The sequence below is a fragment of the Paraburkholderia xenovorans LB400 genome (assembly GCF_000013645.1).
Taxonomy (GTDB): domain Bacteria; phylum Pseudomonadota; class Gammaproteobacteria; order Burkholderiales; family Burkholderiaceae; genus Paraburkholderia; species Paraburkholderia xenovorans.
The window spans coordinates 382,238-409,183 of the sequence record NC_007953.1 but is presented as its reverse complement, the minus strand read 5'-3'; the positions used below and the strand labels follow the sequence as shown (position 1 = coordinate 409,183).

The following is a 26,946-nucleotide window of genomic DNA, read 5'->3' as shown; positions in this document are numbered from 1 at the left end:
TTTCACGATAGCGACAGCGGATATACGTCGTATTAGTTTTGAATCGGTTCGGCGAGATGGAACAGGCAGTCGCCACGCTCCACGGCGGCCGGCACGCGTTTGCAGACAACCTCGCCCGCTGCCGCGAAAAAGGCAGTGACCGGTTCACGTAGCGGCGTGTCGGGGAAATGAATGCGCGCCGCGGGCTGGCCCGCCACAACCTGGTCGCCCAGCTCGATGAGTGGTTCATATACGCCGCGATCATAGGCATACACGTAATGACGTGAGCCGGAGACCGTGAAGAAACGCGTCTGCGCGGGCGGCCCGGCCGGTACCAGCGGCCCGCTCAGCAGTCCGATAAAACCGAGCAGATTCAGCAGCCCGTGCCGCGCATCGCGCAGCAGGCTCGCCTGCACGGTACCGCCTCCCCCGAGTTCTGTGACGATCGAGATGGCACCCTGCCGGCGTGCGGCCGTCGCCGCGTGGACCGGATTCGGCCGATGCAGAAACGCACGCGGCAGCCCGAAGGCGCCGAGCAATGCTTTGAGCCGTTCCTCCTCCTCGGGGTCTCGCGGCTCGATGGCCAGCATATTGGCGCCGTCGTAGAGAAGCGAACTGCCACCCGAATGCAGATCGATCAGATATTGCGCGTGGACGAGCAGCGTGTGCTCGATGTAATCGGCGATCGCGGCCGTCGGCGCACCTTGTGAATCCCCCGGAAAACTGCGATTCAGGTTGCCACCGTCGAGCGGCGAAGTCCTCAAGCCTGCGGCTGCAGCGGGAAAATTCGCCATCGGTAAGAAGATCAGTTGCCCACGCACCCACTGCGGCTCGATTTCACGGATCAGGCTGGAGACGATCACCTGCCCCTCGTATTCGTCGCCGTGATTGCCTCCCATCAGCAGCACGACGGGACCGTCGCCATTGCGGATCGATGCGACCGGAATCGGAATCCAGCCGTACGCAGAACGATGAATCGAATAAGGCAGCCGCAGATAGCCGACGTGATGCCCATCAGCATCCAGGTCGATCTCATTGTGAATGGAACTCATCAGGTCTCCGTTATGCGGGCTATCAGTCAAACGTTTGGTCATGTGGCCGGACAACGCCGGTTTATCGCCGGATAAGCGTCCAATAGCCGACCCATAACGACTGGCAAACTACTCACTCCGTCTATCGGCGACCAGCGCCCACAGGCGCGCAAGGTCGGCCGAGCCGTCGGCACCCTTCACGGTACCGAACACCTGCGCCGCGTGCGCCTTCTGTCCCGCGTAGTAATACGCTTCGCCCAGACGCAGGCGTGCCGCATCCTGATGCGCAGCGTCCTTGCCGACCGCGGCGGCGCCCGCACCAATCCCCTGCTGCACCTGTCCCGCAAACACGAGGTTCAACGCGCCATCTACTGGATCTACCGGCAAGTTGTTGGGGTCGCTCTGCCCCTGCAAACGCCGGATGACAAGCGCCTGCAGACGCTTCTCACGTCCGGCCTGCGCGTCGTGTCCCAGCACGCCCGACGCGAAGCCCTGGTCGATCACCTGCTTGGCCTCAGCGGGTATCCCGGCCACGAGCGCGAGCTGGGTCATCTCCATGTACTGCTCGGCTGTCGTCAGCGTACCGGTCGCGCGCCGCAAACGATAGATGTCGAGGTCGAGCGACGCGAAGTAACCGGGCTTGCCGCGCACGGTATTGAATAACTGCTCCTGGTACGCCGGCTTCGGGTAGTACGCAACAAGCGCCGCCAGGGCGTCAGCATGCGCGCTGTCATCTTTTGTTTTCTGCGCGCACTGCGCGAGCATCTGCAACTGCGACTCGACGGGCGCACGGCCGCCCTTCAACGCGGCGTCGATGCCCGGCTTGAGCGCCGCGACGACATTCCCGCAGTCGCCAGACAGAAAATACGACTGCAGCAGCAGTTCGCGCATTTGCGGGTCAGTGCCACCCGCCTTCTGGTAACGCTGTGCGGTGCGGATCGCCGCTGCATAATTCTTCTGCTGGAAGTAGATGCCTGCGAGCGCCGCCGAGTACTGCTGCGTGCTCGCGCCGTCAAGTGCGCCCGACGACAGCAGCGCCTCATAAGCCCCGGCAGCGACACCGGTGTCGCCGGCCGCGATCGCGGCCGCACCCTGCATCTCCCCGATCACGCGCGTTTCGTACGCCGTCTTGCCCGGCACCGCCGCAGCCAGCGAAACCTTGCTGAGCGCACCGCGATAGTTGCGCGCGCGGTACAGGTTCTGCGCGTCGTTCAACGGCCTCGCCACTTCAGGACGCAGCGTGTCGGCCGAATGAGAGACGACGGGCCACCCCGCCAGCGCAAGTAAGCCATTAAGCGCCGCCACTGCTGCGGTACGTCTCACGCTACGTAGCATCATGGTGCCTGCATCCTTTCCTGACCTTGAGTGGTTGTTGCGCGTACTGCCCCAGCGCGCTCATTGCATATATTGTTCGTTGCCCACGAGCCCGATCTTCGTCGCGCCTTCACGCTGTGCGGCGGCCAGCACAGCGGCCACGTCGTTGTACGGAGCGAGCCTGTTCGGCAACAGGTGGATCTCCGGCTGGTCCGGCTGCGCCGCGACGTCGGCCATGTGCTTCTCGAGGTCCGCACCGGCTGCAACCGGCGCGCCGTTCCACGTGATCGTCCCGTCGAAATCGATGTCGATCTGTACGACCGGCGGCGGTACAGCCTGCGGCGGTGGATTGCCGACCGGCAGGTTCATCTTCACCGAGTGCATCTGGATCGGAATCGTGATGATCAGCATGATGAGCAACACCAGCATCACGTCGATCAGCGGCGTGGTATTGATGTCGACCATCACCTCCGGTTCGCCGCTGCCGCCACCCGAAGATACGTTCATTCCCATTCCGGACTCCTAGCCGCCGCGCGCTGGCGGCTGAGTAATAAATGAAACCTTTGCTATCCCGGCACGCTCGCACGCGGTAATTACGCGCCCGATGAATTCGTAGCGTGTCGCCCGGTCACCGCGTACATGCACCTCGGGTTGTGGCAGCTTCACCGACGCCACCTTCAGCCGCGCGAGTAGCGTCGGCGCGTCAACCAGCTTCTCGTTCCAGAAGAAGTAACCGTCCTTGTTGACTGCGATCTCAATGCTGTCCGGCCTGGTCTGCAGCGGATTCACCGTCTGAGCCGGCAACTGCACCGGCACCGTGTGCGTGACGACCGGGATCGTGATCAGGAAGATGATCAGCAACACCAGCATCACGTCGACGAGCGGCGTCGTGTTGATGGAAGCGATGACTTCGTCCTCGTCACCGTCCTGTCCAACGTTCATGGCCATGGCTTCTTGCTCCGCCTGCGCTGCTGTTGCTTATTTCGCATTCGCGACCGCGCGCACCTGGCGCTTCGTGCCCGACAGCAGCACCGTATGCAGCTGCGCGCCGAACGCGCGTACACGCTCCATCACCGACTTGTTGCGACGCACGAGGAAGTTGTAGCCCAGCACCGCCGGCACCGCGACGGCAAGACCGATCGCCGTCATGATCAGCGCCTCGCCGACCGGGCCCGCCACCTTGTCGATCGACGCCTGGCCCGCAATGCCGATAGCAGTCAGCGCGTGATAGATGCCCCACACCGTGCCGAACAGGCCAACGAACGGCGCTGTCGAGCCCACCGTGCCGAGGAACGCGAGCCCGTCCTGAAGGCGGTTCGACACGTTGGTAATGGCACGGTCGATGGACACGTCGATCCACGTGTTGCGATCCACCGCTTCGAGCAGCGCTTCCTCGTGATGGGCGCCGGCCTCGATCCCCACCTGGGCGATGAAACGGAACGGCGAGTTCCCGTCAAGCTGTTCCGCGCCCTGGGCGAGCGACGGCGCACTCCACAGTTGCTCGTCGGCCGACTTCGCACGGCGGTTCGCACGCAACTGCTCCAGGAACTTGGTGATCATGATGTACCAGCTTCCCATCGACATGATCACGAGCAGGATCAGCACGAAGCGCGCAACCAGGTCCCCGTTCTTCCACAGCGCGCCGAGACCGTACGGATTTGTCACTTCGGTGCTCGTCGCCGCGAGCGGCGGCGGCTCGGCGGCCGTTGCCGTCTGCGGCGTCGCCGCGGACTGATCCGCGCCCGATGAACCCGAGCCGCCGGCCGTCGCTGGTGCGTTATTGGTGGCCGGAGCGCTCGTCTGCGCCCAGACGGCCTGCGGAGCCACAACGGCGGCGGCGAGGACGCTGACGGCCGTGGCCGGGATCAGCAAGCTGGCCGCCACAGCGGCAAAGGAACGCTTCTTCATACATGCTCCAGAGGGTGCATCCATCGATATCGAACGGGTTGGATCAGGGCAGGCCCGGGCTGTGCACGCGACGCTCAGTTCAGCTTGAACGAGAACGGCACCTGTACGCGGACCGGCTGCCCTTGCGAAATACAGTTGAACTTCTTCACCGCGCTGAAAGCTGCCCGGTCGAGAATCGGGTCAGCGGACTGCTCGACTTTCTCGTCGGTCACATGACCCTGCGGGTCGACGACAAACGAGATCATGACGTCGCCGCTGATGTCGTTATCCTGCGCTTCCTGCGGATAGCCTACCGAGCGCCGGACCTCGTCCGAGTTCGGGCACACCACGCCCACCGCGTGACTGACCGGCTTCGCAGGAGCCGGCGGCGCGACCGGCGCAGGCGGTGGCGGCGCGACCGGCGTCGGTATCGGCACGGCCTGGTGGGTGATGGTCGGCGCGCGTGCTGGCGGCGGCGTGACCGCCACTTCAGGCGGCGGCACGAACGGCGGCGGTGGCGGCGTGAACTTCGGCGGCGGCAGTTGCACCGTCGGCATCGGCGGCGGGGGAGGTGGCTTCACCGGCTCGATGATCTTCGTCTCGATCGGCTTCTGCACGATCTGCACGACCTTGTTCGCAAGACCATTCATCAACGCCCAGATGAACAGGATGTGCAGGAGCACGACGACAGCAATACCGGCGTAACGGCGTACCGGATTCCGCTGGCGATTCCCATACCGGGGTGGGCGCCCCGCTAACCGGCCCGATCTGGAAATCACCTCTGTGGACATACATCACTCCGATAGCTGGCACCTGTACCGCTCACGACCGCCCTCCTGAAATTTGCAAAAAACCTTGCTCACGTTTTTTGCGCCGGGCTACCATACTCCCACCGAGAGCGACAGGGAGCCGAACCCGCAATACCGTCTTGGCGAAAGCGCAACACAATAGAGAAAGCCAGGTTACCGAGATCCGGCATTTCAGTGAACAAAGAATTTCAGATTTGGATTCCTGTTGGCGCATAAGAAAGATCAGCGTGAATCCGGACCTATGAGATTGAATGCCTTGTTCAATTCATGCCGTGCCCGCCAAGCGGTGCCCACCGGTCTGAAGCATGGTGTTGAACAACCACGGATCCAGCAGCGGTATCCGGCTCACGTACGTCCGTCACTGGATTACGCAACCGTAATGGACTGTCGATCGAAACCGTTGGCTCGGAGCACGTGACGTGGTTCTTGCGCGGGCAGAATCGGCTCTCGCGGAAACGGTACAGCAAGTTGCCACGGTTTCAGAAATGGCCACATCGATACACCGGTGCCATCAATATGATGATGCTATGCCGCCCTCAGCGAATTCGTTCACTTATGAGAGCACTGCAAACTACACATTCCGATTGACATGGAAAGTCATATCGGGTGATTCGATGCCTGCCCTCATTCAAGTGACTGTGCGTGTGCTGCAGCGCCGGTAGGCGGGCGTCGAATAAACCTCCAGGGAGGAAACTGCAGGATCGTCCGACGCGGTCGGCGTTGTGCGCGGACCATGGCGATTGGTTGATGAGGTTAATCAGCGGAGGCGGCTGATCGCCGATCGGACCGGAGTGAGATAGGTGGTGAAGCGATGGCGACGCAGTCGAAGCGCGGAATATCCAGATCGTGCCTTCACGAAGGCAAGAACATTACCAAGCGCTTTGAAATGACCCTCTTCAATATCGCTATGAATGTCTACGCACTCATACATGCGACCCGCCATCTGGTCGAATTCTGCAGGCGCGAGCTTATGTTCCACTTCTTTGCTCATGTCGGCATTCTGCTTATCCGTTTTCCTGTTTGGCCCGCGAGACCGGCGCGAGCGTTTTTCCTACACGGTGATAACCAGATCGGTGTACTTCGCTAAGTAGCTGTCAGGAGCCGCCAACCCAACGGTTCCGAGAGAGCCTGTGCCACCAGAAGCCGGTCGAACGGATCGCGGTGAATGTCGGGCAGATCGCGAACCCTCGCCGCGTGAAGCGCCCGCACCGGCAACTCCACGAAGCCGCCCGCCTGGATTACGGAAACAACAGGTTCACCTCCACGTCGAGCTTGCCAAGTACCGCCTTGATCACATACTGGCGCTACTGACGAAAACGTCGTCGGCATCCAGTATCAACTTGCGTGCCGCTTTGGTTAGCTTGCAATCGTCTGTGACTGTCATGAAGTTAGTCTTCCAGCCCGCAGCGGGCAAGCGTGAACTCCTCGCACGCTCCTTGCACAACGTGGTTTAACGGCACAGAGGGTGCACTGCTTGAACGATTCGCTCACTGCACCACGAAATGTGGGCGCCTGCACAGTATATTCCGGGGAAATTCGGAGCCAATGGCCTCAAAACGCGCGTGCGCTGCCCGTATTAGTTCGTGTCTCCGGCGGGATGCCCGCTCGCATCCGCCGAGCCGCTGGCAGCAAGCACACGCGCCCGGTCGATGTTCTTCCGCGCTATTCCGGCAATCTCCGAATCAGTGCCCGCAACGAACTCCAGATGCTCCCATAAGTGAATGGCGAGCGGGTAATCGCGTCTGTCGAATGCAGCCGACCCCGCGAGCGCCAGCGCTTTCTGATTCTCCGGATCCAGCGCAAGAGCGGCCTCGATGCTCTGCAGCGCGACGCCATTCAGATCGCCGTCGTCGGCGCTAGCCTGCGCGTCAGCATAATCGGCCAGCAATTGCGCATCACGCGGGCTCACCATGAGCGCGCGCTGATACGCTGCAATGGCGTCGTCGGGGCGGTCCAACGCCGCGTAGGAACGCGCCAGTATCGCCCAGCCTTGCGCGTCGTCGGGTTGCCGTTGCAGTCGGGTCGCGAGCCGTCCCACCAGCACCGCCAGAGAGCCTTGCGAGGCAGCATGGACGGCCATCTGTCCGGCGTCGCCGCCGCCTTCTACCGCCAGCGAAAGCGGGGAGCCCAGTTGCATGTACAGGACCAGGACAGCCGTCGGCAGTAATGCCAGCAGCAGTGCAGCCGTGCCCGCGCGCGACAGCCTGCTGGCAGCGCCCGTTGCAACGTCATCTATACTGCCAGCAGGTCGGCCTCCCGCACCGATCTCATCAGCGAAGCGCGCTTCAAGCTCGCGCCTGACCTCGCTTCGATGTTGGGCAGAAAGATGCCCTGCGTTGAATTCGCGTTCGAGTTCGGCGAGTTCCGCCCGGTAGATCGCCGCAGCGAGCACTACGCCTTCGCGAGTCGGCCGCCGTTCGTCGTCGTCCGTTGCCGCGCGGCGCAGCAGCGGTGCAATCACGCACGTGAGCGCCGCGATCAGCATGGCTGCCGCAATCATCCAGAAGGTGATCATCGCAGCGGGCTCTCATCCTGGGCCGGGAGCCACTCATTGACACGCCGGCGCTCATCCTCGTCCAGCAGGCGCGGCTGCACGTTGCGACGGCGCAGCATGGTTCGCCAGAGCACGCTCACCCCCACCATCAACGCAACGAAAGGTCCAAACCACAGCGCCCACGTTGCGGGTTTCACTGGTGGCCGGTACAGCACGAAATCTCCGTATCGGTGCACCATGTAAGCCCGCACCTGAGCGTCGGTCGCGCCTTGCCGAACCTCCTCGCCGATCTTCGCACGCAAATCGGCTGCGAGATCGGCATTGGAGTCTGCGAGGCTCTGGTTCTGGCACACGAGGCACCGAAAGCCTTCGGCAAGTTGGCGCACGCGGGCCTGATAGTGGGAATCGTCCGTGGACGACCCGGCGGCTCCCCACGCAGCACAGTTCAGTGTGACCAGAAGCAGCACAACCGCTGTCCAACGCATTGGCCATCCATTCGGATCACGAACCATTTATGTCCTCATGCTGCAATTGCCTGACGAGCGGCAGGATAACGCCGTCGAGCGACTGACGCGTCAACGGTCCCGCGTGCCGGTAGCGTATGATTCCTGCGCGGTCGATCACGAAAGTCTCGGGCACACCGTACACGCCGTAGTCGATACCGGTCTGGCCACTGTGATCGACGAACGAAGCCGTATAGGGATCGCCTGCCTCGGCAAGCCACTGCAGCGCGGGCGCGCGCTCATCCTTGTAGTCCATGCCGTAGACTGGCGCGATCCGGCGCGCGGCCAGATCGACCAGCAACGGGTGTTCGTCCCGGCACGATTCGCACCACGACGCCCACACGTTCAGAATCCACACCTGCCCGCGCAGCACTTGCGGCGACACCCGCTTGTCCGTAGCCCCCAAGCCGGGGAGATCGAATGACGGCGCCGGCTGACCGATCAGCGCGGACGGCAAGCGGCGCGGATCGTGCCTGAGCCCGGCTGCCAGCACTGCCACCAGCACCGCAAAACCGATAAGCGGAACGAACACGCGTTTCATCCGCGGTCCTCGTTGACGGGATGGTGTGGCGCGGCAGCTATCACGCCCGGCGCTCCGATCGCGCCGGTTTGGCGAATTTCGTTTGCAGCAAGGGGCCGCACTCCAGCACTACGCGCAGCCTCGTTCATCTGCAGCACGCGCCGGCCCGGAAACAACCGATATCGCCGGTCGCTGGCGGCAAGCATTCCGCCCAATGCCATCAGCAGGCAACCCGCCCAGATCCAGCGAACGAATGGCTTGATCTGGATCCGCAAGGTCCATGCTTCCTCGCCAATCGGCTCGCCCATTGCCACGTACAGATCGCGTAGCACGCCGTGGTCGATCGCAGCCTCGGTCATGGGCATCTTCTGCACGAGAAAAAGACGCTTCTCCGGATAGAGCGTCGTAACCGGTCGCCCCTCGCGACTCACTGCGATCGAGGCGCGCGTCGCACGGTAGTTCGGCCCGTCGACATCGCGGACCCCGTCGAAACGGAACTGGTAGCCGCCAACCTCGACGGTCTGGCCCCTGCGCATCGGCACATCGCGCTCCGACTCGTAACCTTTGACCAGCGTCACACCCACGATAAACACACCGATCCCAGCGTGCGCGAGCCACATGCCGTAGCTCGCCCGCGGTACGCGCCTGAATCGCAGAAGAGGACGGCCCTGCTGGCTACCGATGCGCTCACGCATGCTCACCGCGACCGTCGCGAAGCTCCAGGTCGCGAGCAGCAGGCCAAGACTGACGAGCGGCCGCCAACTGCCGAGCGTGAACGGCAGCGCCAGCGCTGTGACGACGCTGACCGCCGCGGCCCAGCGCAGGCGCGCCGCGAGATCGGGCACGCGAGCCGCCTTCCAGCGGGCAAGCGGTCCCACGCCCATCAGAAAGATAGCCGGCGTCATCAACGGCACGAACACGCTGTCGAAATACGGCGGCCCGACCGAAATCTTGTCGAGTCCAAGTGCATCCAGCACCATCGGATAAAGCGTGCCGAGCAGCACCGACGCGGCAGCCACCATTAACAGCACATTGTTCGACAGCAGCAAGGCCTCCCGCGACACGGGCTCAAAGCCGGCCCCCAGGCCGATCTGCGGCGCGCGCCAGGCAAAGAGAAGCAGCGCGCCACCCACCACCAGCGCAAGAAACCCGAGGATGAACACGCCGCGGGTCGGATCGGACGCAAATGCATGGACCGAGGTAATCACGCCGGAACGCACGAGGAACGTGCCTAGCAGGCTCAACGAAAACGCGCAGATCGCCAGCAAAGCGGTCCAACTGCGGAAGCTGCCGCGCTTCTCCGTGACCGCGAGCGAATGGATCAAGGCCGTACCCGCCAGCCACGGCATGAATGAAGCGTTTTCGACCGGATCCCAGAACCACCATCCGCCCCAGCCAAGTTCGTAGTAAGCCCAGCCGCTGCCCAGCATGATGCCCAGCGTCAGGAACACCCAGGCGGCCGTGGTCCACGGGCGCGACCAGCGTGCCCATGCCGCGTCAAGCCGGCCCGACAGCAACGCCGCAATCGCAAATGCGAAAGCCACCGAGAAACCGACGTAGCCCGCGTAGAGCACCGGCGGATGAATGACCATGCCAGGGTCCTGCAGCAGCGGATTCAGATCGCGGCCCTCCATGGACTGCGGAATCAGGCGGCTGAATGGGTTCGACGTGAAGAGCATGAACAGCAAAAAGCCACTCGCAATCCAACTCATCACACCCAGTACCGTGGCCACCATCGTCACCGGCAATTGCTTGCTGAAACAGGTGACGGCCACCATCCAAAGCGTCAACAGCAACACCCACAGCAGCAGCGAGCCTTCATGACCGCCCCAGACCGCAGTAAAACGATAGACGGCGGGTAACGCGGAATTCGAGTTCTCCACCACGTAGAGGACGGAAAAGTCATTGATGAGGAACGACCATGACAGACAGCCAAAAGCAATCGCGACGAAAGCAAACTGCGCGCGCGCCGCCGGCCAGGCAAGACGTATCCAGCCATCGATGCCGCGCTGCACACCGATCACCGGCAGTACACCAGTCGTGAGTGCGAGCAGCAACGCGAGGATCAGCGCAAAGTGCCCGATTTCAGGAATCAAGGCCCGGTTCCTCCTTCAGTCCTGCCGGCAGCGGCGTGCAGCGTGGTCAATCCTTGCCGGCCGCCTTGTGCGCGGCGCAACGCGCCGCTGACTTCCGGCGGTTGGTACTTCTCGTCATGTTTGGCAAGCACCTGATCGGCATGGAACTGACCGTCACCGCCTAGCGTGCCTTGCGCAACGACGCCGCTGCCTTCGCGAAACAGGTCCGGCAACACGCCGTGATAGATCACCGCGATCTCCGTTGCGGTATCGGTCACCACGAAGTGCACGGTCAAACCGTCGCCGTCGCGCCTGAGCGAGCCCCGCTCGACAAGGCCACCCAGACGAAAGTGCCGCGTCACCGGTATCTCCTGCGCCGCAATCTGGCTCGGACTGACGAAAAACACGACGTTGGCCCGGAAGGCGTTCAGCACGAGCGCGCAGGCGAGTCCCGCGACAGCTACGCCGCCGACGACCCAGACGAGACGCCAGCTTCTAGGTCTCATCCGGGGGTCCTGGATCGGCGCCGGGCACGTTCGAATCGCCCCGCTCACGATAGAGCGAGCGCACCCACCACGCTTCGAGCCCAAGCAGCACAAAGGTGCTCAACAACGCCGCGCTCAGATAGGGAGTGTGCGCGAGCATCGCCGCTACGCCAGACAAGTCGCTCATGCTGGACGCTCCTCAAGCCGCGCCTCCCAGGGCGAGGTACGTTCACGCGTGCGGATGATCACGCGCACGCGCACAAAGGTCACGGCGATCGAGTATGCCCAGAAGCCGAAGCTCATCACAACGATGCCCCACACCATGGACTCACTCATCGAGACGCCGCTACCGAAACCCAGCGACGGCCCCTGATGCAGCGTGTACCACCACTGCACCGAAAAATAGATCACCGGGATGTTGACCACACCGATCAAACCCAGCACGGCACACGCACGATCGGCCCGGCGTGGCTCGTCGATTGCGGCGTGCAGCGATATAAAGCCAATGTACAGAAAAAGCAGGATCAGCTCGGAACTCAGGCGTGCGTCCCAGACCCACCATGCGCCCCAGGTCGGTTTGCCCCACAGGGCGCCGGACAGCAACGCAATGAACGTGAAAAGCGCGCCGGTCGGCGCCAGCGCCAACGCCATCATCGCGGCAAGCCGCGCATTGAATACAAGACCCAGCGCGCAGTACATGGCCATCACGACGTAGATGAACATCGACATCCATGCCGCGGGGACATGCACGAACATGATCCGGTAGACGTCCCCCTGAAGCGCATCAGTGGGTGCAATCACGAGCCCAATCGCGAGCCCGGCGAGTATGAGTACGCCTGATACCACCGCGAAGCAGGGCGCGAGGCGGGCGGCAAGACCATCGAACACGCGCGGTGATGCGTAGTGAAACCAGTTTATCCGGGTCATGTGCATTACTCACTCCAAAGCGATTCGCAATGCCACAGCGCTCGCCCAGGGACACAGCAAGCCGGCGGCGCACAGCGCTGCGCCAAGCAGCGAGAAGTTCGCTTTGGACCAGGCTGCGCTTGTCCCTGGATCGGACGCACTGACGCCGAAGATCAGCACAGGGACGTAGAGCGGCAGGATCACCAACGCGAGCGTCACACCGCCGCCGCGCACGCCGAGTGTCAGCGCCGCGCCCATCGAGCCGATCAGGCTCAGCAGCGGTGTGCCGAGCAGCAGCGAGCCCATCAGCGGCAGCGTAGCGCGCCAGCCGAGCTCGTATTGCAGCGCCACGACCGGTGCAAGCAGCACCTGGGCGAGGCCGCCTGTCAGCCAGTGCGCGACGATCTTGCCGAACACGATGCCAGGTAGCGGCCAAGGCGACAGCAGCATCTGTTCGAGCGTGCCGCTCGCGAAGTCCTGAGCGAACAGATGCCCAGCCGACAGCATCGCGGCGAGCAATGCGGTGACCCATAGCACGCCGGGGGCGATCGCCTGCAAAAGCTTCGGATCGGGGCCTACGGCGAGCGGGAAAAGGCTCGATGCAATCACGAAGAACATCAGGCTGCCGAGCGTGACCGTGCGCCTGCGCCAGGTCAACGCGAGTTCGCGGCGGATCACGCCCAACGTCAGTCCAGCCATGCGCCGCTCCGTTCAAGATGTAGATGCCGCGTTCGGGCGGCCGGTGTTTGCAGCGACCGGTGCGTCGTGGCCACTACGATGCCGCCGTCCTGCATATGGAGGGCGAGGCACTCGTGAAGCCAGCCCGATGCGCTGTCGTCGAGCGCGTCGCCCGGCTCGTCGAGCAACCACAGCGGCTTGCGATCGAGCATCAGCCGGGCGAGCGCGACGCGGCGGCGCTGACCTTGCGAGAGACAGCCCGCCCGTGTGTGCTGTAGCGGCAACATGCCCGCACGCGCGAGCATGTCGCGCCTGGACGGCGGCGCAGCCACGCCCGACCGGCCAGACGCCGGCACGGAGGAGGTGCCGTCAGGTGCGCCCGAACCGGCCCCTAGCAGCGTGGCGAAGCGGAGATTTTCGAGTACGGTGAGGTCATCGTTGACGCCATTGGCGTGCCCCACAAATGCAAGGTCGCGCCGAAACTTCTCCGGATGCGCGCGCACGTTCGCTCCGTACCAGCTGACTTGGCCGCCCGCCGGCGGCATCAGGCCGGCCAGCACGCGCAGCAGCGTAGTCTTGCCGCTGCCGTTCGCGCCATGAATCTGCAAGGCCCAACCCGCTTCAATACACAGGTCGATGCCGCTGGCAACCATCTGGCCGCCCCGTCCCACGCCCAGCCTCTCAATTGAAAGCATCGCGCACCGTCATGCTGGTTGCAGTGATGGAAGAATCGCCCTCGCCCCACATGATCAGTGCCCGGCCGCCTGCTTTGCATCCGCGTCAGCCTGCGCCTGCGTCATGTTCGGCAGTTGATGAGCGATCCCCTTATGGCAATCGATACAGGTTCTCTCGCCAGTCGCCAGGAAACGCTGATGCGCCTCCTGCGCGCGCGGACTCTGCCGCGTGAAATCCATATATTCGAATTGATGGCAATTGCGGCACTCCAGCGAGTCGTTGGCCTTGAAGCGTGCCCATTCGTGCTCCGCCAGCTCGAGCCGCTTGTCCTCGAACTTCTCACGCGTATTCACTACGCCGAACACCTTCGCCCAAACCTCTTTGGACGCCTGCATCTTGCGGGCGATCTTCGCGGTCCATTCATGCGGCACGTGGCAATCCGAGCACTTCGCATGGAAGCCACTGCGATTGCTGTAGTGAATAGTGGTTTTCAGCTCGGCGTAAGTGTTATCGCGCATTTCATGACAGCCGGTGCAAAATGCCTCGGTATTGGTTAACTCCATCGCCGTATTGAACGCCCCCCAGAACACCACGCCCGCAATGAAGCCACCCAGCGTCAGGAAGCCCAGACTGTAGTATGCAGTCGGCCGGTTGATGGTTTTCCAGTAGCGCCGGATCAGATCGCGCATCTTGACGCCTCTATTTTTTTACCGTCTGCCGCGCCGGCGGCAACCTGACGTCCGGTAGATCGGTAAACGTATTGGCGACTAGCGGTTTCGCATCGGCCTGCGTGACATGACACTGCGTGCAGAAATAGCGGCGCGGCGAGATGTGCTCAAGTGTTTCGCCAGTCCGGTCCGTATAGTGCGAGACGGCCACCGGCACCGCCCCGCTTTCCGCCGCACGGCTGCGCGCATGGCAGGCCAGACAACGGTTCGCGTTGCGGTCGAGCTGGTAGCCATCGATCTTGTGCGGAATCGTCGGTGGCTGCTGCGCGTACGCGCGTGCGCGGATCACGTCCCTGTTGTCGACCGGCGCGATCAGCGGCGGCTTGGCCTCTTCGTCGAGTGGCGTCAGTCCGCGCAACGTATCGTGGAACGGCTCAGCCGGAACGGTCGGCTGAGCGCTCGCCGTAAGCGCAATCATCGAAATGACGGCAAGTACGATCCAGGCCCGCATGACAGGCTCCTATACCTTGACGATCTTGACCGCGCACTTCTTGTAGTCGGTCTGTAGCGAGATCGGGTCAGTTGCGTCCAGCGTCACCTTGTTGATCAACTGGCTTGAATCGAACCATGGCACGAAGACCAGCCCGCGCGGCGGCTTGTCACGTCCGCGCGTCTCGACCCGCGTCAGGATGTAGCCGCGCCGCGACATTACCTTGACCTCTACTCCGCGCCGCACACCCATTGCTTTCGCGTCGTCGGGATGCATGAAGCACACCGCATTTGGAAACGCGCGGTACAGCTCGGGCACGCGCCGCGTCATCGAACCCGAGTGCCAATGTTCCAGCACACGACCGGTAGCGAGCCAGAATGGATACTCCTTGTCCGGAACTTCTGGGGGTGGCTCGTAAGGCAGCGCATAGATCACCGCGCGGCCATCGGGATTGCCGTAGAACTGCCAGCCGGTGCCTGTTTTCACGTAAGGATCGGAACCTTCCTTATAGCGCCAGCGCGTTTCCTTTCCGTTGACCACCGGCCAGCGCAGACCGCGCGCCTTGTGATACGCGTCGAATGGCGCGAGATCATGGCCATGGCCACGGCCGAAGCTTGCGTACTCCTCGAACAGGCCCTTCTGAATGTAGAAACCAAACGCCTTGGCTTCGTCGTTCCGATAGTGGGAATCAGTTTCCGTAAGGGCAAACCTGTCGACCTGGCCGTTACGATACAGCACGTCGTAGAGCGTCTTGCCCCTGTACTCTGGCTTCTTCGCGAGCAAATCCGCAGGCCAGACTTCTTCGACCTTGAAGCGCTTTGAAAACTCGACCAGTTGCCACAGGTCGGAGCGGGCGCCGGCCGGTGCGTCGACCAGTTGATGCCAGAACTGGGTGCGCCGCTCGGCGTTGCCGTACGCGCCCTCCTTTTCAACCCACATCGCCGAGGGCAGGATCAGGTCTGCCGCCACCGCGGTGACTGTGGGATACACATCCGACACCACCACGAAGGCTTGTGGATTCCGATAACCCGGCAACGCTTCTCCATTGATATTGGCAGCAGCCTGCACGTTGTTGTTCACCTGCACCCAGTAGGCGTTGAGCTTGCCGTCGCGCAGCATGCGGTTCTGCAGGACTGCGTGATAGCCCGGTTTGTCCGGAATCGTGCCTGCCGGCAGTTTCCAGATATGCTCGGCCTCCTCACGATGCTTCGGGTTGGTGACCACCATGTCGGCCGGCAGCCGGTGCGAAAAGGTCCCCACTTCGCGCGCCGTACCGCATGCGGACGGCTGCCCCGTCAGCGAAAACGGACTGTTGCCGGGCGTGGCGATCTTGCCGGTCAGCAGATGCAGGTTGTAGACCATGTTGTTGGCCCACGTGCCACGCGTGTGCTGGTTGAAGCCCATGGTCCAGAACGACATCACCTTGACCTTCGGATCAGCATACAGCCGGGCAAGTTGATCGAGCTTGTTTTGCGGCACACCTGAGAGCTTCGTCACATAGGCCGCGTCATACTTCGAGACGAATTTCGCAAATTCGTCGAACGTAATCGGCTGCGAACCATTTGGGTCGCCCGCATTCCTGGCCGTTTTCTGCAACGGGTTGTCGGGCCGCAGGCCATAACCGATGTCGGCGTTGCCTTGCTTGAAAACCGTATGCCTGTTGACGAAATCGCGATTCACGTTGCCGTTGCGGATGATGTAATTCGCGATGTAGTTCAGAATCGCCAGATCTGATTGCGGTGTAAAAATAATCGTCTGGTCGGCCAGATCGAAGCTGCGATGCTCGAAGGTCGAGAGCACGACCACGCGCGTCGTGGGCGTGCTGAGCCGGCGGTCGGTAATGCGGGTCCACAGGATGGGATGCATCTCCGACATGTTGGAGCCCCACAGCACGAAGGTATCAGCCTGCTCGATATCGTCATAGCAGCCCATTGGCTCGTCCATACCGAACGTGCGCATGAAGCCGGTGACGGCCGAGGCCATGCAGTGACGCGCGTTGGGGTCGAGATTGTTGCTGCGAAAGCCCGCCTTCATAAGTTTGACGGCAGCGTAGCCCTCCCACACCGTCCACTGTCCCGAGCCAAACATTCCCACTGCTGTCGGGCCCTTTTCTTTCAGGGTGCGCTTGAAGTGATCGGCCATTACATCGAAGGCCTGATCCCACGAGACCGGCGCGAATTCGCCGTCCTTGGCATACTTGCCGTCTTTCATGCGCAGCAGCGGTGTGGTCAGACGATCCTGGCCGTACATAATCTTCGACAGGAAGTAGCCTTTCACGCAGTTGAGGCCCCGATTGACCTCGGCCTGCGGGTCACCCTGGGTTGCCACAACCTTGCCGTTCTTCACGCCCACGCTGACACCGCAGCCGGTCCCGCAAAATCGGCACGGAGCCTTTGACCAGGTCAGGCTGTCCGACGCAGCCAGGGCGTCCACGCCCGGCAGCACAACCCCTGCCGCTGAAGCGGCCGTGGCCGCGGCGGTCTGCTTAATAAACGCGCGACGGGACAGCGTCATCGGCTAGCTCCTCGTTCAACGATTCAATGTCTTCGTGATGCTGATAGACAAGTGCTGCGGAGTAGACGCCAGGCAACGCATGGATGGCATGGAGTTGTTCGGCGACTTCAGACGCGGTTCCGCCTTCGAGTGTGACAACCAGCTTACCCAGTTCGCTGATCGCATGAATCTCCGCACCAGGCAGCATGCCGATCGCTTGCCGGACGCCAGCAATCCGCCGCGGCTGCACATGGACCACAATGCCGGCAATATGTAATTCGTCGCCCGTTACGACTGTTGTTACTGTCGATCCATTGACAACAGGCATAAGTTTGACTCCGGTTTACACCCGACTTATCGCACAGCAACGCACTGATCAGAAAATGGAAGTCAATGAGGCGGCCCACCAATCATCAACTGGTAGAACCAGACCATAAAACCGTACGTGGCGATTAATACAACCGTCAACACGGGCACCATGACGACGGTCAGGAACAGGAAACTGCGCAGCTCTTCGGACTTACGAACTTCGTCATTCATGTGGAAGCTCCATGCCTGCGCAGTGGCGATCCGCGATGCCCCTTAGCTCATAGGGTTCATTTTTGGATGATGCTTAGCAATTCGTCAAGTTTACTTAAGAGCTTTTACTGCAAACAGGTAAGCCGGTCGATAAGTTTCCTATAGGCAGGATACCTTATCGAGCGGACAGGATAGCATTCCGTACGGCCGACACAGCGGCATCCTTGAGGGTCCGCTTTGCGAGATCGAGTTGACCCCTCGTGAATGCGACGCGTCAACTCGATGCCTGAAATCGTGGTCGCGGTGCTCTTAAACTGCTTGAGAAAAAGCATGACCTTCGTCCTGGACTTGACGTTTCGATGGTCCTGGCAGGGTAGCCGTACCGCATTGCTGCGGTACGCCCCCAATAACCGTACGTACACCTTTATGATCATATGGCTCAAGCCTCATAAAGGCATCTGTCGACACCCGGTGGCACAACGTCTATTCAGGCATCGTGCGGATTTCCACGGCAATTTAGATGGCACACTCTAAGGTGGCCTGTTGCATCGATTCCGTCGTCCATTTGCTTCACAGCGAACGGATCAATCAACCGGATTCGAAAGATCGACAGATCCAGTTATTGAAAGGTCCTTGTTAAATTGGTGTCAACAGGAGAACGAAGAGGTTTATCGAATTGGCCTCTCGGGCGGCCGACTGACTTTGGGCAGTCAGAGCCGAAAAAGCGGCATGATTCAGGAACTGCGACGGAGGTCATGCTGTGAAGAAGAGCAAGTGCACCGATAAGCAGATTGCATGCCCGTTGAGGTAGCCCTGGACCAGCACACCTGCAGCGGGCATCTGTGAGAAGACGGATATCAGCAACGCTGACGTTCAACATATACAGACTGCCCTCAGGATATCGAACCGTTGAACGTAGCGTGTTGAGTTCACCCTCTTAGATCGCGTTGAAGCCGCATGCTGGGATCACGCGAGACGTTATATATACGACGTTCAGTTCCGCACGCCGACCGATGCGCCAAGACACGCACTCGAGCCGATCGGCAAGTTCTATGGCATAGGGGCTGATATCCTGGGCAAGCCGGCTACCGAACGGCTATTCGCTCAATTAATGGGACGTGCTCGTTCTGTACTGCCAAGACGGACGCGTTGGAATCAGCGACGCCCTCGCTGAAAACGCCCTGCGCTGCGTGAGCCCCCGAAGGAAGAACTTCCTGTTTGCCGGCTCCGACAGCGGCGGCGAGCGGGGCGCCGCAATGTACAGCCTGATCGGAACATGCAAGCTGAACGATATCAACCCGCGCGCCTACCTCGAATACGTCCTGAAGAGCCACAGGAACTCAGTGCTCCGCGGATCCCCTTCCCGGCAGGCATCGAAGAATATCCAGCGTAGCTATTTGCCGCGACCTCGGCGAAGCTGACTATGGGTGAAAATGCCCGTCAAGCACATCCGCAAGTCTCCACACCGGGCATGGCCTGCGACATAGGCCATCAAAGCCAATCCGCTTGATGTCTTGCGGGCTCTCTTCGGGGAAAATGTTAGTCAGCGCGACAATCAGAACACTACTAAAGGCAGTGTCGCTAGCTGCATGGCGGACGAGCCGGAAGTCATCCGCCTGACACAGGCGCGTGTCGATCAGCAACGCGCGCGGCTTCCAATGCTCAAGCATCAGCTCCAGGTTTTCCATACTCGACATGGCTACGGCAGCGAAACCTCGCAATCTCAGCAGCAACGCTATCGACTCTCCTACCGGAATTTCCGTATGGGCTACGACTACGCTTAGGGAATCGACAGCGCTGGCTGGACACTTCGAGCGCCACAGCGCGAACTGTCCCTCGTCTTCGTGCGATGGGCGCTGGGTCATTGGCAGAGAGGACATGAATCCCGTTTTGGGCTGCCTGCGACGAACCACAGGAGCCAAACTTCAGGAGAGCTCGAGCCGCGACAGGTTGCCGGACGATACTGCCCTTTTAGCCCTCGCGGATGGCTCTGTGTGGTTTTTATGTGACCACCCTGCCGGTGAAGTACCGCCACATGCATATCCAGCATGTCTTGGCGCAAAGACGGAAGTCATCACTCAAGACACCCGGTTTGCATCTGCAGCGAGCCTGGATAACATAACAAGGCATGTCAGCGTCCCCAACGTTCGATGTGTGTGTTTGTCGGCCGCAGCATCGCCTGCGGCTCTTTTTCAAAGTAAGCAAGGGTCGGCTGTAGCGAAAGCATCGGTCGATCTGCTCTCCTGGCGAGCATTTTCCGCCACTTTCCCTGCAATGGGAACTGGATTCAACGTAACCTTCTATGAGTAGTAGTTTGTCAGGTCGTTACCGAGCTAACCTCTCGACTAATGTGTGTAATTCCTTCCGCTGCATCGCGGAATGGATGGTGGCCTGTTGCAGTCAGCCGCGAGGGCCTGAAGCCGGTCCGTCCTGGCGCGCCGCTTCTGGCGTTCAATCGGGATGCTCGCGGGATCGACGACATACCATTCGATCCCGCGAGCCTGCCACGATAGATCCAGAACGCGTCCTGGGCCACCTCGTAGCTCACGACGACACGTAGGACCGCCCGAGCTGCCGACCATACGATCTCCGGGCGCTCACAGGAGTCAAGTGCAACGGTTTGCCAATCCAGCGGCAGCCGATTCCATGACCATCGCCTTCCCAACGTTCCAACGCAGGAGCGATTGAAAGCGCCTTTGATCAGGTCGCCTTCCCAGTGTCCAGCCCATTTTCGCGTTGCGATTTCCTCAAGCCGATGAACAATGCGCAGCTCTTCGGGCACGAAGCTTTAGCGAGCGAGGGTCCCGCGGGTGGCGCCGCGCGTGGGCCTTTGCTGGCGCAGTGCCTCGATCATGGCCGGCTCCCAGCCACCGCGAGGGCGGGTGTAAATCGCAGCGTAGATCGTCTCGTGACTTACGCGCTGACTCGGGTTGTCCGGGTACATTTCCCGTAATCTGGCAGCAATTTGCTGAGGGGAACCAGCGCCGATAGACCAGGTGATGATGCACGTCCCAATACAGCCTGCTTCCTGCACGCAGTTTGCGCTGCCGCCGACTTTTCTCACGGTGCGCGCGATAAGCCGTGGCCGCACTCGTGGCGTCATAACACCGTGGCGACTTCCCTTTATTCCAGGCCAGCTTCCGCGTAATCGCTTCCCAGCCAGCGCAAGCGCGACGCGCTGCCAGATACCTCTGCGTCGCCATCGGGAAAAGCGCATTTACACGGGTGCCAGCGACCGAATTCCGCTGGCAGGTCGCGCCACGGGCCGCCGGTGTGGCCTATCCACAGCACCGCTTCGACGAACCAGCGATTGTCCGTAGCCGTTCCACCACGATCGCCGTCCTTGCCCGGCAAGATCGCTTCGACTCTCTTCCAGGCGTCGTCACTCAGCAGCGTTCGAATCATCCCGTCCCGCTTACGCAAAAGAGAGGACGTAAACACATTTTAAACAGACCCTGGACACTAAGGAGTAACCTTATATCACCGTGCCGGCAAACGGCACTTGTTCATGCAGCCGAAGCAATGGGCGCTGCCGTCCGATTGAAACAACGGTACGCCAGGCGGAGGGAAGCGGCCAACCGGTCTGGTGCCCGCAGAGGCCACCTTCCTCACCTGCAAGGTTTGAAAGGAAAACATGATGAGTCTCAAGGGAAAGATTGCGATGGTAACCGGTGCGGCGACCGGCATCGGCGCTACTCTGGCGCAAGCGCTGGCGTCGAGCGGTGCGGAAGTCATCGGCGTCGACATCGCATGGGATGGCGCTCAGCAGGCAGGCTGCGTCGAACGAGCTCAGTGCGATGTCGCTGACCCAATGAGCGTCAAGACTTGTGTTGCCAACATTGAAGCTGCCCACGGGCCAGTCGATATCCTCATCAATAATGCGGCGCTGGCTTCCGAGCTGGCGCCGACGCCGTTCGAGCACATCGCGCCCGAGGAATGGCTGCGGGTAATGACAATCAACACGATGGCGCCGTTCCTATGCAGTCAGGCGGTCGCTCCGCGCATGCGTGAACGCAAATGGGGGCGTATCGTTAATCTCACGTCGGCGACGATTTTTATCGGCATGCCGCCTATGTTGCACTACGTCGCCAGCAAGGGGGCAGTCGCAATTATGACCCGGGGGCTTGCGCGCGAACTTGGACGCGACGGGATCACCGTAAACGCGATCGCGCCCGGCCTCACCATGACCGAAGGCGTTCAAAGGAATGAAGCCTATTCCGATGAACTGATAGCCCAGGCCATCGCCGCACAGAGCATCCCCAATCGCGAGCAACCCGAAGATCTGATTGCCGCCTGCCTTTATCTGGTCAGCGACGGCGCGAAGATGATGACGGGTCAGATTCTCGCTGTAGATGGCGGTACGGCATTCCATTGAGCGTGTGAAAAAGCTGGAACGTAATTTGAATCCGGCCTGAGTGCTCCAATGTGAAACACGTCCGCTAATGCGCAGCACGCCCGCTAACGCGCGGCACCGCCGCCTCTATCCGGATCGTAAGCTCGCTGGGGAACGCTCTTCGTCGCTGCGTTGCGACGACCACCAGTCTGCACGCCCTGCGCCATCGGGAACGATTGCTGGCGAGAGAACTCCCGCGAAAATTTCATGACCAGTGTGAAATGGGCGCCATGCGCAATCCGGCCGGCGGCTGCAGCCGATACGAAGCACGTCCCGCTGCGGTGAAGTATTTTCTCGCCTATTCGCTGCAACGGCTCGGCCTCGACCACATCGACGTCTACCGCCCTCCCTGCTTCGATCCAGCGTACCCATCGAGGATACCGTTGGCGCCATCGCTGATAGGGGGAGGCTGGGCTACCGTCATGTTGGCCCGTCGAAAATGGGGCTAGCACGATTCGTCGGGCAGCTTCGGGACATCCGGGCGGCGAACTTCAGATTGAATATTCACTGTTGTCGCGAGGGATCGAAGACGGCAATTTCGCCGCTTGTCGCGAGCCAGGCATCAGCATCACCGCCTTTGGCGTGCTGTCGCGGAGGGCTCATCAGCGATCGCTGGCAAGGCTCCTCGGGGGCCGGTGACTTTCGCGCCCACTCGCCGCGGTTCCCGCGGGGGAATGTCTAACGCAATCCTGTTTTCGTCGATGCGCTGCGCGAGATTGGCGACGCCAAGGGCGTGACCGTGGCACAGCTCGCTATTGCGTGAGCCGCCGCACAGCGGACGACTCGGTGCCATTGATCGGGGCGCGGCGCAGAGACCGACCCGCCGAGGCCATCGGCGGCGCGAATATTACGCTGACGCTCGACGAGCTTGCCGGGATCGGGTGCGCAGTTCCGAAGGGACAGCAGCGGGGGCCGATCCTACGCCGGGGGAAAGAACATTTCAGCCAGCCTGTTCTTCTGTACCTTCCCGGTGGTGGTCATCGGGAGTTCGCCCTCGGAGACGAAGCGAAGCCGGCGGGGAACCTTGTAGGCGGCGAGATTCTGCCTGCAGTATTGCAGGATTTCATCGGAAGCCATGCTGGCGCCGTTCTCCAGGACGACGAGAGCCCCGATCTCCTCGTCCCTCACCGGGTCGGGCACGCCGACGACATAGGCGAGATAGATCGCCGGATGCGCGCTCAGCACGGACTCGACGTCGGCGGGCGAAACGTTGATGCCGCCCGTCTTGATCATCTCCTTCGAACGGCCACGATAGTAGAGATAACCCTGCGAATCGACGTAGCCGAGATCTCCGGTCCTGAAGTAGCCCTGCTCGTCAAAGGACGCTTTCGTCAGCTCCTCGTTTCCGTAGTACCCGTCGATAACGCGCCCTTTCACGCGAATTTCTCCAATCTCGCCTGGGGGCAAATCGATCCCGTTCGCGTCGACGATCCGTTGCTCGACTCCGGGTAGCGGCTGGCCGCAGGACACAAGCCGTAATGCCTCGTCGTCGTCCGCACTTGTGACATGCGAATTCCCGTAGGTCTCCGTAAGCCCATAGATGTTGCACACACGGCTCACGCCCAACTTGATGACGCGTGCGATCTGCTCCGGCGAACCAAGCGTTCCACCAGTACGCAACGAGCCCAGGTCGTGCCGTTCGCGCTCGGGATGGTCGTACAGCGCCTGCGCCATGTTGGGCGTTCCGTAAAACACCGTACACCGCTCGGCTTCAATCAGGTGAAGCGCCTCGCCTGCGTCGAAGGCCTCCTGCAATACGATGCAGCCGCCATGCGTCAGCAGATTCATCATGGCGTTCACGCAGCCGAGCGCCCAGAAGAGCGAAACCGCAAGCCACAGCCGGTCTCCCGGTACGATGCGCTGCCGCTCGCCGATGTGCCAGCCATTGACGATCAACGCGCCATGCGCAAGCTGGACTCCCTTCGGCGCCGACGTCGACCCCGACGTATAGAGGAGGAAGGCGATATCGTCGCTGCCCACCTGCTCGCCCGCCGCCCGTACCGCGTCGCCGGCTTCCACGCGCGCCACGTCGGCGGCATCGTCAAACGGAAGCCAACCGTCGGGCAGATCGGCGTCGACGCCGATCACCGTGGCAAGGCGGCCGCGGATGGCCGGATCCATGTCTCGCAGCATCACCGCATAGTCGTACTTGAGATAACGCCTGGTGGCAATCAGATGACGACAGCCCGAGTGCGAAAGCAGATAGGCCAGCTCGCGCGCGGTGGCCCAGGAATTGAGTGACACGAGCACTGCGCCGATACTCGTGATCGCGAGGGCGCTGATCACCCACTCGGGCCGATTGCCCATCAGGACGCCCACCTTTTCGCCCCGCTTGACGCCGGTGCGTATCAGCCTCGCGGCAAGTGCCTCCACGCGCTCACCCAGTTGCTGATAAGTCATGCGCTCACCCTGCCCGACGAGCGCCTCACGGTTGCCGTGGTTCGCCACGAGTTCGCGCAGCAATCGAGGAATGGTTCGGCTTTCGGGGATGTTACTCACTGCTTGTCTCCATCGATGAGGAAATGAAACGCACGGGCTTTGACCCGTCAGTTCACAAATACGAATTAGGTTTGCATTTGAGAACTTATGCTGATACATTTTCGTCACGGCGTCAAGGAAGCTCGATAGACAACCGATGCTGCATCGGTATCGGGCAAGCACGCCGTCTACGAAACAAGCAAAGGCAGACTGGGCTGCGCTGGCAGCACAGTTGCCAGGAGACAGTCAATGACATCATTGCGAAGGTTGAGCGTGCGGGATCTGATCGACGGGCGTCCATTCGGGCGCTTCCAGACCCTGCTGGTTTTTCTGGGATTCATGACTATCGTCCTCGACGGCTTTGACGCGGTCGTCATGGGCTACATCGCGCCCCAGCTGAAACTCGATTGGGGACTCAGCCATGAGTCGCTGGGCGCGGTATTGAGCGCGGGGCTGATCGGCCAGGCCATCGGCGCGATGGCCGGCGGCCCGCTGGCCGACCGGTACGGCCGCAAGCCCGTGGTGGTCAGCAATGTGCTGTTTTTCGGCATATGGACGCTGGCGACCGCGATGTCATCCGACGTCAGGGGCATGGTGATCTTCCGTTTCCTCACCGGCCTGGGTCTTGGCGCAGCAATTCCGAATACGAGCACGCTGATCTCGGAATACGCCCCGCAGAGAATGCGTTCATTCCTGATCACCGTCACGCTCTGCGGATATACAGCGGGAGGCGCGGGAGGCGGTTTCATCTCGGCATGGATGATCCCGGCTTTCGGCTGGCGCAGCGTGGTTCTCGCAGCGGGCGTGCTACCGGTCATACTCGGCGTCATCCTGATGGCTCTGATGCCAGAATCGCTCGGCTTCCTGGTCGCACGAAAAAAGGGGGCCGCCGCCGTGAAGGCGATCGTCGCGCGTATTGCCCCGGAAATCGCACGGACACCTTACGAACTGGTGCAGGATGCGCAGTCGCCTCACCGGTCGAGTTCGATCCGCATCGTGCTCGCGCCGCAATACCGGATGGGGACCGCCATGCTGTGGTGCGGCTACTTCTGTGTCCTGTTCCTGATCTATCTGCTGAGCAGCTGGCTACCGACGCTGGTCAAGGAAGGAGGCGGCTATAGCGTGTCCGAAAGCGCCATTGCGATGGCCATGTTTCAGGTTGGCGGTCCGATCGGTTCGCTTGCCATCGGCTGGGCCATGGACCGATGGAGCAAGCATTGGATACTGGCCGGCGTATTTCTGATCGGCGCGGCCAGCGTGGCCGCCATCGGCGAGACTTCGCAATACTACCTGGCACTCTGTGGCCTCGCCCTCGTCGTCGGCTTCTGCATGAGCGGCGGCAGTGTGGGCATGACCGCGCTCGCCACCGGCTACTACCCCACGGAAGCCCGCGCCACGGGATCCAGCTGGATGCTTGGCATCGGCCGTATCGGGGCGATTCTCAGCGCGATGCTGGGCGCCGAGATGCTGAGCCTTGGATGGTCCATGTCCGATATCTTCACGGCCCTCGTCATTCCGGCGCTCATCGCCGCGGTTGCCGTGCTCGCGCACAAGCGCTGGGATACGCCGCGGGCAGCGGGCGTAATCCAGCACGGCGCGATCCCGCACGACAAGGATGCCTCGAAGCCCGTTTCCACCAACCCGTAGGACTGCTTGTGTCACTCATGCAAACCACTCCCACGTTGGCGTGCGCCGTGGACTGTCACAACGTATTGGGCGAAAGCCCGATCTGGAGTCCGCTGGAGCAGGCGCTCTGGTGGATCGATGTCGCCAACCCCACACTCTGGCGGCACGATCCCGCGAGCGGTGCTCTCGACCAATGGTCGTTGCCCCGACCTCCAGCGGTCATCGCCTTGCGGCGCAACGGCGGCCTGCTGCTGCTGTTCCGGCGAGGCTATCTGCTGCTCGACCGTCCGGCACCGGGCGACATCATTGCCGAACCCGTTCCGTTCGCACTCGATGCCGACCGCCTTAACGACGGCAAGGTCGATCAGGCAGGCAGGATGTGGGTAGGCAGCCTTGCCCGGGACCTCGTGTCGCCAGTTGGCCAGTTATACCGGTTCGGCACGGACCGGGCGTTACACCCGGTCGATCGCGGCTTCACGCTATCGAACGGGATTGGCTGGAGTCCGATGCAGACCACCATGTACTTTGCCGATACGCATTCAAAAACGGTCCACGCGTATGACTTCGAATGCACGAGCGGAACACTCGCCAATCGGCGGGAATTCATCAGGATCTCTGGCCATGGAGGACCCGACGGACTGACGGTCGATGCGAACGGAAACGTGTGGGTTGCCGTTTTCGGCGCCGGCGCCGTGCATTGCTACCGCCCCGACGGCGTACTCGCCCGTGCGATCGAACTGCCGACCGCCTTCCCGACAAGTTGCACGTTCGGCGGACCTGGCCTCGACACGCTTTATGTCACGTCGGCCTCGATGAACCTCGATGGAGAAGCGGTGTCCGGGACGGCCAGCACGGGAGCGGTCTGGGCAGTCGAGGCGGTCGGTCCCGGGCAGCCCGAATCACTGCTCGACTATTAACGTGGT

General features: G+C 61.7%; 27 protein-coding genes and 4 pseudogenes. 5 read left to right on the top strand and 26 right to left on the bottom strand.

Annotated features, from left to right (window positions below):
• Nucleotides 1-32 precede the first annotated feature (32 nt).
• The 22 genes and pseudogenes from BXE_RS38510 to napE all read right to left on the bottom strand — a co-directional run bounded on the left by BXE_RS38510 (nucleotide 33) and on the right by napE (nucleotide 17,547).
• Nucleotides 33-1,031 (bottom strand): succinylglutamate desuccinylase/aspartoacylase family protein, encoded by a 999-nt coding sequence (locus BXE_RS38510; protein WP_011493553.1) that lies wholly within the window; start codon nucleotides 1,029-1,031, stop codon nucleotides 33-35.
• A 108-nt stretch (nucleotides 1,032-1,139) separates the two neighbouring features.
• On the bottom strand, nucleotides 1,140-2,348 hold the full coding sequence (locus BXE_RS38505) for a tetratricopeptide repeat protein (protein WP_011493552.1): 1,209 nt from the start codon (nucleotides 2,346-2,348) through the stop codon (nucleotides 1,140-1,142).
• A 57-nt stretch (nucleotides 2,349-2,405) separates the two neighbouring features.
• Entirely contained in the window at nucleotides 2,406-2,837 is a 432-nt protein-coding gene (locus BXE_RS38500; protein WP_011493551.1) for an ExbD/TolR family protein, read from the bottom strand.
• A 9-nt stretch (nucleotides 2,838-2,846) separates the two neighbouring features.
• Nucleotides 2,847-3,272: an ExbD/TolR family protein gene (locus BXE_RS38495; protein WP_011493550.1), complete on the bottom strand. Its 426-nt coding sequence runs from the start codon at nucleotides 3,270-3,272 to the stop codon at nucleotides 2,847-2,849.
• Nucleotides 3,273-3,302: 30 nt separating this feature from the next.
• On the bottom strand, nucleotides 3,303-4,232 hold the full coding sequence (locus BXE_RS38490; RefSeq protein ID WP_011493549.1) for a MotA/TolQ/ExbB proton channel family protein: 930 nt from the start codon (nucleotides 4,230-4,232) through the stop codon (nucleotides 3,303-3,305).
• A gap of 74 nt (nucleotides 4,233-4,306) precedes the next feature.
• Nucleotides 4,307-5,002: an energy transducer TonB gene (locus BXE_RS38485; protein WP_011493548.1), complete on the bottom strand. Its 696-nt coding sequence runs from the start codon at nucleotides 5,000-5,002 to the stop codon at nucleotides 4,307-4,309.
• 775 nt (nucleotides 5,003-5,777) lie between these two features.
• Nucleotides 5,778-6,011, bottom strand: a complete 234-nt coding sequence (locus tag BXE_RS38480) for a hypothetical protein (RefSeq protein ID WP_041744345.1) — start codon at nucleotides 6,009-6,011, stop codon at nucleotides 5,778-5,780.
• A 60-nt stretch (nucleotides 6,012-6,071) separates the two neighbouring features.
• Nucleotides 6,072-6,404, bottom strand: a pseudogene (locus BXE_RS47560) (type II toxin-antitoxin system VapC family toxin).
• Between the two features lie 192 nt (nucleotides 6,405-6,596).
• Entirely contained in the window at nucleotides 6,597-7,535 is a 939-nt protein-coding gene (gene ccmI, locus BXE_RS38470) for a c-type cytochrome biogenesis protein CcmI (protein ID WP_011493544.1), read from the bottom strand.
• The gene (locus BXE_RS38465; RefSeq protein WP_272942403.1) at nucleotides 7,532-7,981 is read right to left on the bottom strand and encodes a cytochrome c-type biogenesis protein; all 450 of its coding nucleotides are present in this window, start codon (nucleotides 7,979-7,981) and stop codon (nucleotides 7,532-7,534) included. The genes ccmI and BXE_RS38465 overlap by 4 nt, the downstream gene beginning before the upstream one ends.
• 34 nt (nucleotides 7,982-8,015) lie before the next feature.
• Complete coding sequence (locus tag BXE_RS38460; RefSeq protein ID WP_011493542.1) at nucleotides 8,016-8,558, bottom strand: DsbE family thiol:disulfide interchange protein; 543 nt, start codon at nucleotides 8,556-8,558, stop codon at nucleotides 8,016-8,018.
• Nucleotides 8,555-10,633: a heme lyase CcmF/NrfE family subunit gene (locus BXE_RS38455; RefSeq protein ID WP_011493541.1), complete on the bottom strand. Its 2,079-nt coding sequence runs from the start codon at nucleotides 10,631-10,633 to the stop codon at nucleotides 8,555-8,557. The genes BXE_RS38460 and BXE_RS38455 overlap by 4 nt, the downstream gene beginning before the upstream one ends.
• Nucleotides 10,630-11,118 (bottom strand): cytochrome c maturation protein CcmE, encoded by a 489-nt coding sequence (gene ccmE, locus BXE_RS38450; protein ID WP_011493540.1) that lies wholly within the window; start codon nucleotides 11,116-11,118, stop codon nucleotides 10,630-10,632. Before ccmE ends, BXE_RS38455 begins: the two co-directional genes overlap by 4 nt.
• Nucleotides 11,108-11,284 carry a hypothetical protein gene (locus BXE_RS46790; RefSeq protein WP_158340965.1) on the bottom strand — a complete coding sequence of 59 codons (177 nt, stop codon included), beginning with the start codon at nucleotides 11,282-11,284 and terminating at the stop codon, nucleotides 11,108-11,110. Before BXE_RS46790 ends, ccmE begins: the two co-directional genes overlap by 11 nt.
• Nucleotides 11,281-12,024 carry a heme ABC transporter permease CcmC gene (gene ccmC / locus BXE_RS38445; RefSeq protein ID WP_148223095.1) on the bottom strand — a complete coding sequence of 248 codons (744 nt, stop codon included), beginning with the start codon at nucleotides 12,022-12,024 and terminating at the stop codon, nucleotides 11,281-11,283. The genes BXE_RS46790 and ccmC overlap by 4 nt, the downstream gene beginning before the upstream one ends.
• A 9-nt stretch (nucleotides 12,025-12,033) precedes the next feature.
• Nucleotides 12,034-12,702 (bottom strand): heme exporter protein CcmB, encoded by a 669-nt coding sequence (gene ccmB, locus BXE_RS38440; protein ID WP_011493538.1) that lies wholly within the window; start codon nucleotides 12,700-12,702, stop codon nucleotides 12,034-12,036.
• Nucleotides 12,690-13,376 (bottom strand): heme ABC exporter ATP-binding protein CcmA, encoded by a 687-nt coding sequence (gene ccmA, locus BXE_RS38435; protein ID WP_011493537.1) that lies wholly within the window; start codon nucleotides 13,374-13,376, stop codon nucleotides 12,690-12,692. The genes ccmB and ccmA overlap by 13 nt, the downstream gene beginning before the upstream one ends.
• Before the next feature lie 54 nt (nucleotides 13,377-13,430).
• On the bottom strand, nucleotides 13,431-14,045 hold the full coding sequence (locus BXE_RS38430) for a NapC/NirT family cytochrome c (protein WP_011493536.1): 615 nt from the start codon (nucleotides 14,043-14,045) through the stop codon (nucleotides 13,431-13,433).
• Between the two features lie 10 nt (nucleotides 14,046-14,055).
• Nucleotides 14,056-14,535, bottom strand: a complete 480-nt coding sequence (locus BXE_RS38425) for a nitrate reductase cytochrome c-type subunit (protein WP_011493535.1) — start codon at nucleotides 14,533-14,535, stop codon at nucleotides 14,056-14,058.
• A gap of 9 nt (nucleotides 14,536-14,544) precedes the next feature.
• Nucleotides 14,545-17,028 (bottom strand): periplasmic nitrate reductase subunit alpha, encoded by a 2,484-nt coding sequence (gene napA / locus BXE_RS38420; protein ID WP_011493534.1) that lies wholly within the window; start codon nucleotides 17,026-17,028, stop codon nucleotides 14,545-14,547.
• A complete protein-coding gene (locus BXE_RS44955; protein ID WP_011493533.1) occupies nucleotides 17,000-17,335 on the bottom strand; it encodes a chaperone NapD in 336 nt (111 codons plus the stop codon). Before BXE_RS44955 ends, napA begins: the two co-directional genes overlap by 29 nt.
• Before the next feature lie 62 nt (nucleotides 17,336-17,397).
• Nucleotides 17,398-17,547: a periplasmic nitrate reductase, NapE protein gene (gene napE / locus BXE_RS38415; RefSeq protein WP_011493532.1), complete on the bottom strand. Its 150-nt coding sequence runs from the start codon at nucleotides 17,545-17,547 to the stop codon at nucleotides 17,398-17,400.
• 961 nt (nucleotides 17,548-18,508) lie between these two features.
• On the opposite strand from napE, the pseudogene BXE_RS48360 reads away from it, so the two are divergent.
• Together BXE_RS48360 and BXE_RS48355 are read left to right on the top strand one after the other, a co-directional pair.
• Nucleotides 18,509-18,710: pseudogene (locus BXE_RS48360) on the top strand (hypothetical protein); the annotation flags it as partial.
• 72 nt (nucleotides 18,711-18,782) lie between these two features.
• On the top strand, nucleotides 18,783-18,947 hold the full coding sequence (locus BXE_RS48355) for a transposase domain-containing protein (protein ID WP_407668651.1): 165 nt from the start codon (nucleotides 18,783-18,785) through the stop codon (nucleotides 18,945-18,947).
• On the opposite strand, the gene BXE_RS38405 is transcribed toward BXE_RS48355, so the two are convergent.
• From BXE_RS38405 to BXE_RS38395, 3 genes and pseudogenes are all read right to left on the bottom strand, one after another.
• On the bottom strand, nucleotides 18,948-19,259 hold the full coding sequence (locus BXE_RS38405; RefSeq protein ID WP_233518919.1) for a hypothetical protein: 312 nt from the start codon (nucleotides 19,257-19,259) through the stop codon (nucleotides 18,948-18,950). It lies immediately after the preceding gene.
• Between the two features lie 675 nt (nucleotides 19,260-19,934).
• Nucleotides 19,935-20,083 (bottom strand): annotated as a pseudogene (locus BXE_RS47550) (IS110 family transposase); the annotation flags it as partial.
• A gap of 594 nt (nucleotides 20,084-20,677) precedes the next feature.
• Nucleotides 20,678-20,931 (bottom strand): annotated as a pseudogene (locus BXE_RS38395) (transposase); the annotation flags it as partial.
• A gap of 229 nt (nucleotides 20,932-21,160) precedes the next feature.
• On the opposite strand from BXE_RS38395, the gene BXE_RS38390 reads away from it, so the two are divergent.
• Nucleotides 21,161-21,901: an SDR family NAD(P)-dependent oxidoreductase gene (locus tag BXE_RS38390; protein WP_011493528.1), complete on the top strand. Its 741-nt coding sequence runs from the start codon at nucleotides 21,161-21,163 to the stop codon at nucleotides 21,899-21,901.
• Between the two features lie 936 nt (nucleotides 21,902-22,837).
• Here BXE_RS38390 and BXE_RS38385 read toward each other — a convergent pair.
• On the bottom strand, nucleotides 22,838-24,382 hold the full coding sequence (locus tag BXE_RS38385) for a class I adenylate-forming enzyme family protein (RefSeq protein WP_199577105.1): 1,545 nt from the start codon (nucleotides 24,380-24,382) through the stop codon (nucleotides 22,838-22,840).
• A 264-nt stretch (nucleotides 24,383-24,646) separates the two neighbouring features.
• Between BXE_RS38385 and BXE_RS38380 the strand changes: the two genes are divergently transcribed.
• Both BXE_RS38380 and BXE_RS38375 read left to right on the top strand, forming a co-directional pair.
• Entirely contained in the window at nucleotides 24,647-26,044 is a 1,398-nt protein-coding gene (locus BXE_RS38380) for an MFS transporter (RefSeq protein ID WP_011493526.1), read from the top strand.
• 17 nt (nucleotides 26,045-26,061) lie between these two features.
• Nucleotides 26,062-26,940, top strand: coding sequence for an SMP-30/gluconolactonase/LRE family protein (locus BXE_RS38375; RefSeq protein WP_063719371.1), 879 nt, complete (start codon nucleotides 26,062-26,064; stop codon nucleotides 26,938-26,940).
• Nucleotides 26,941-26,946 lie beyond the last annotated feature (6 nt).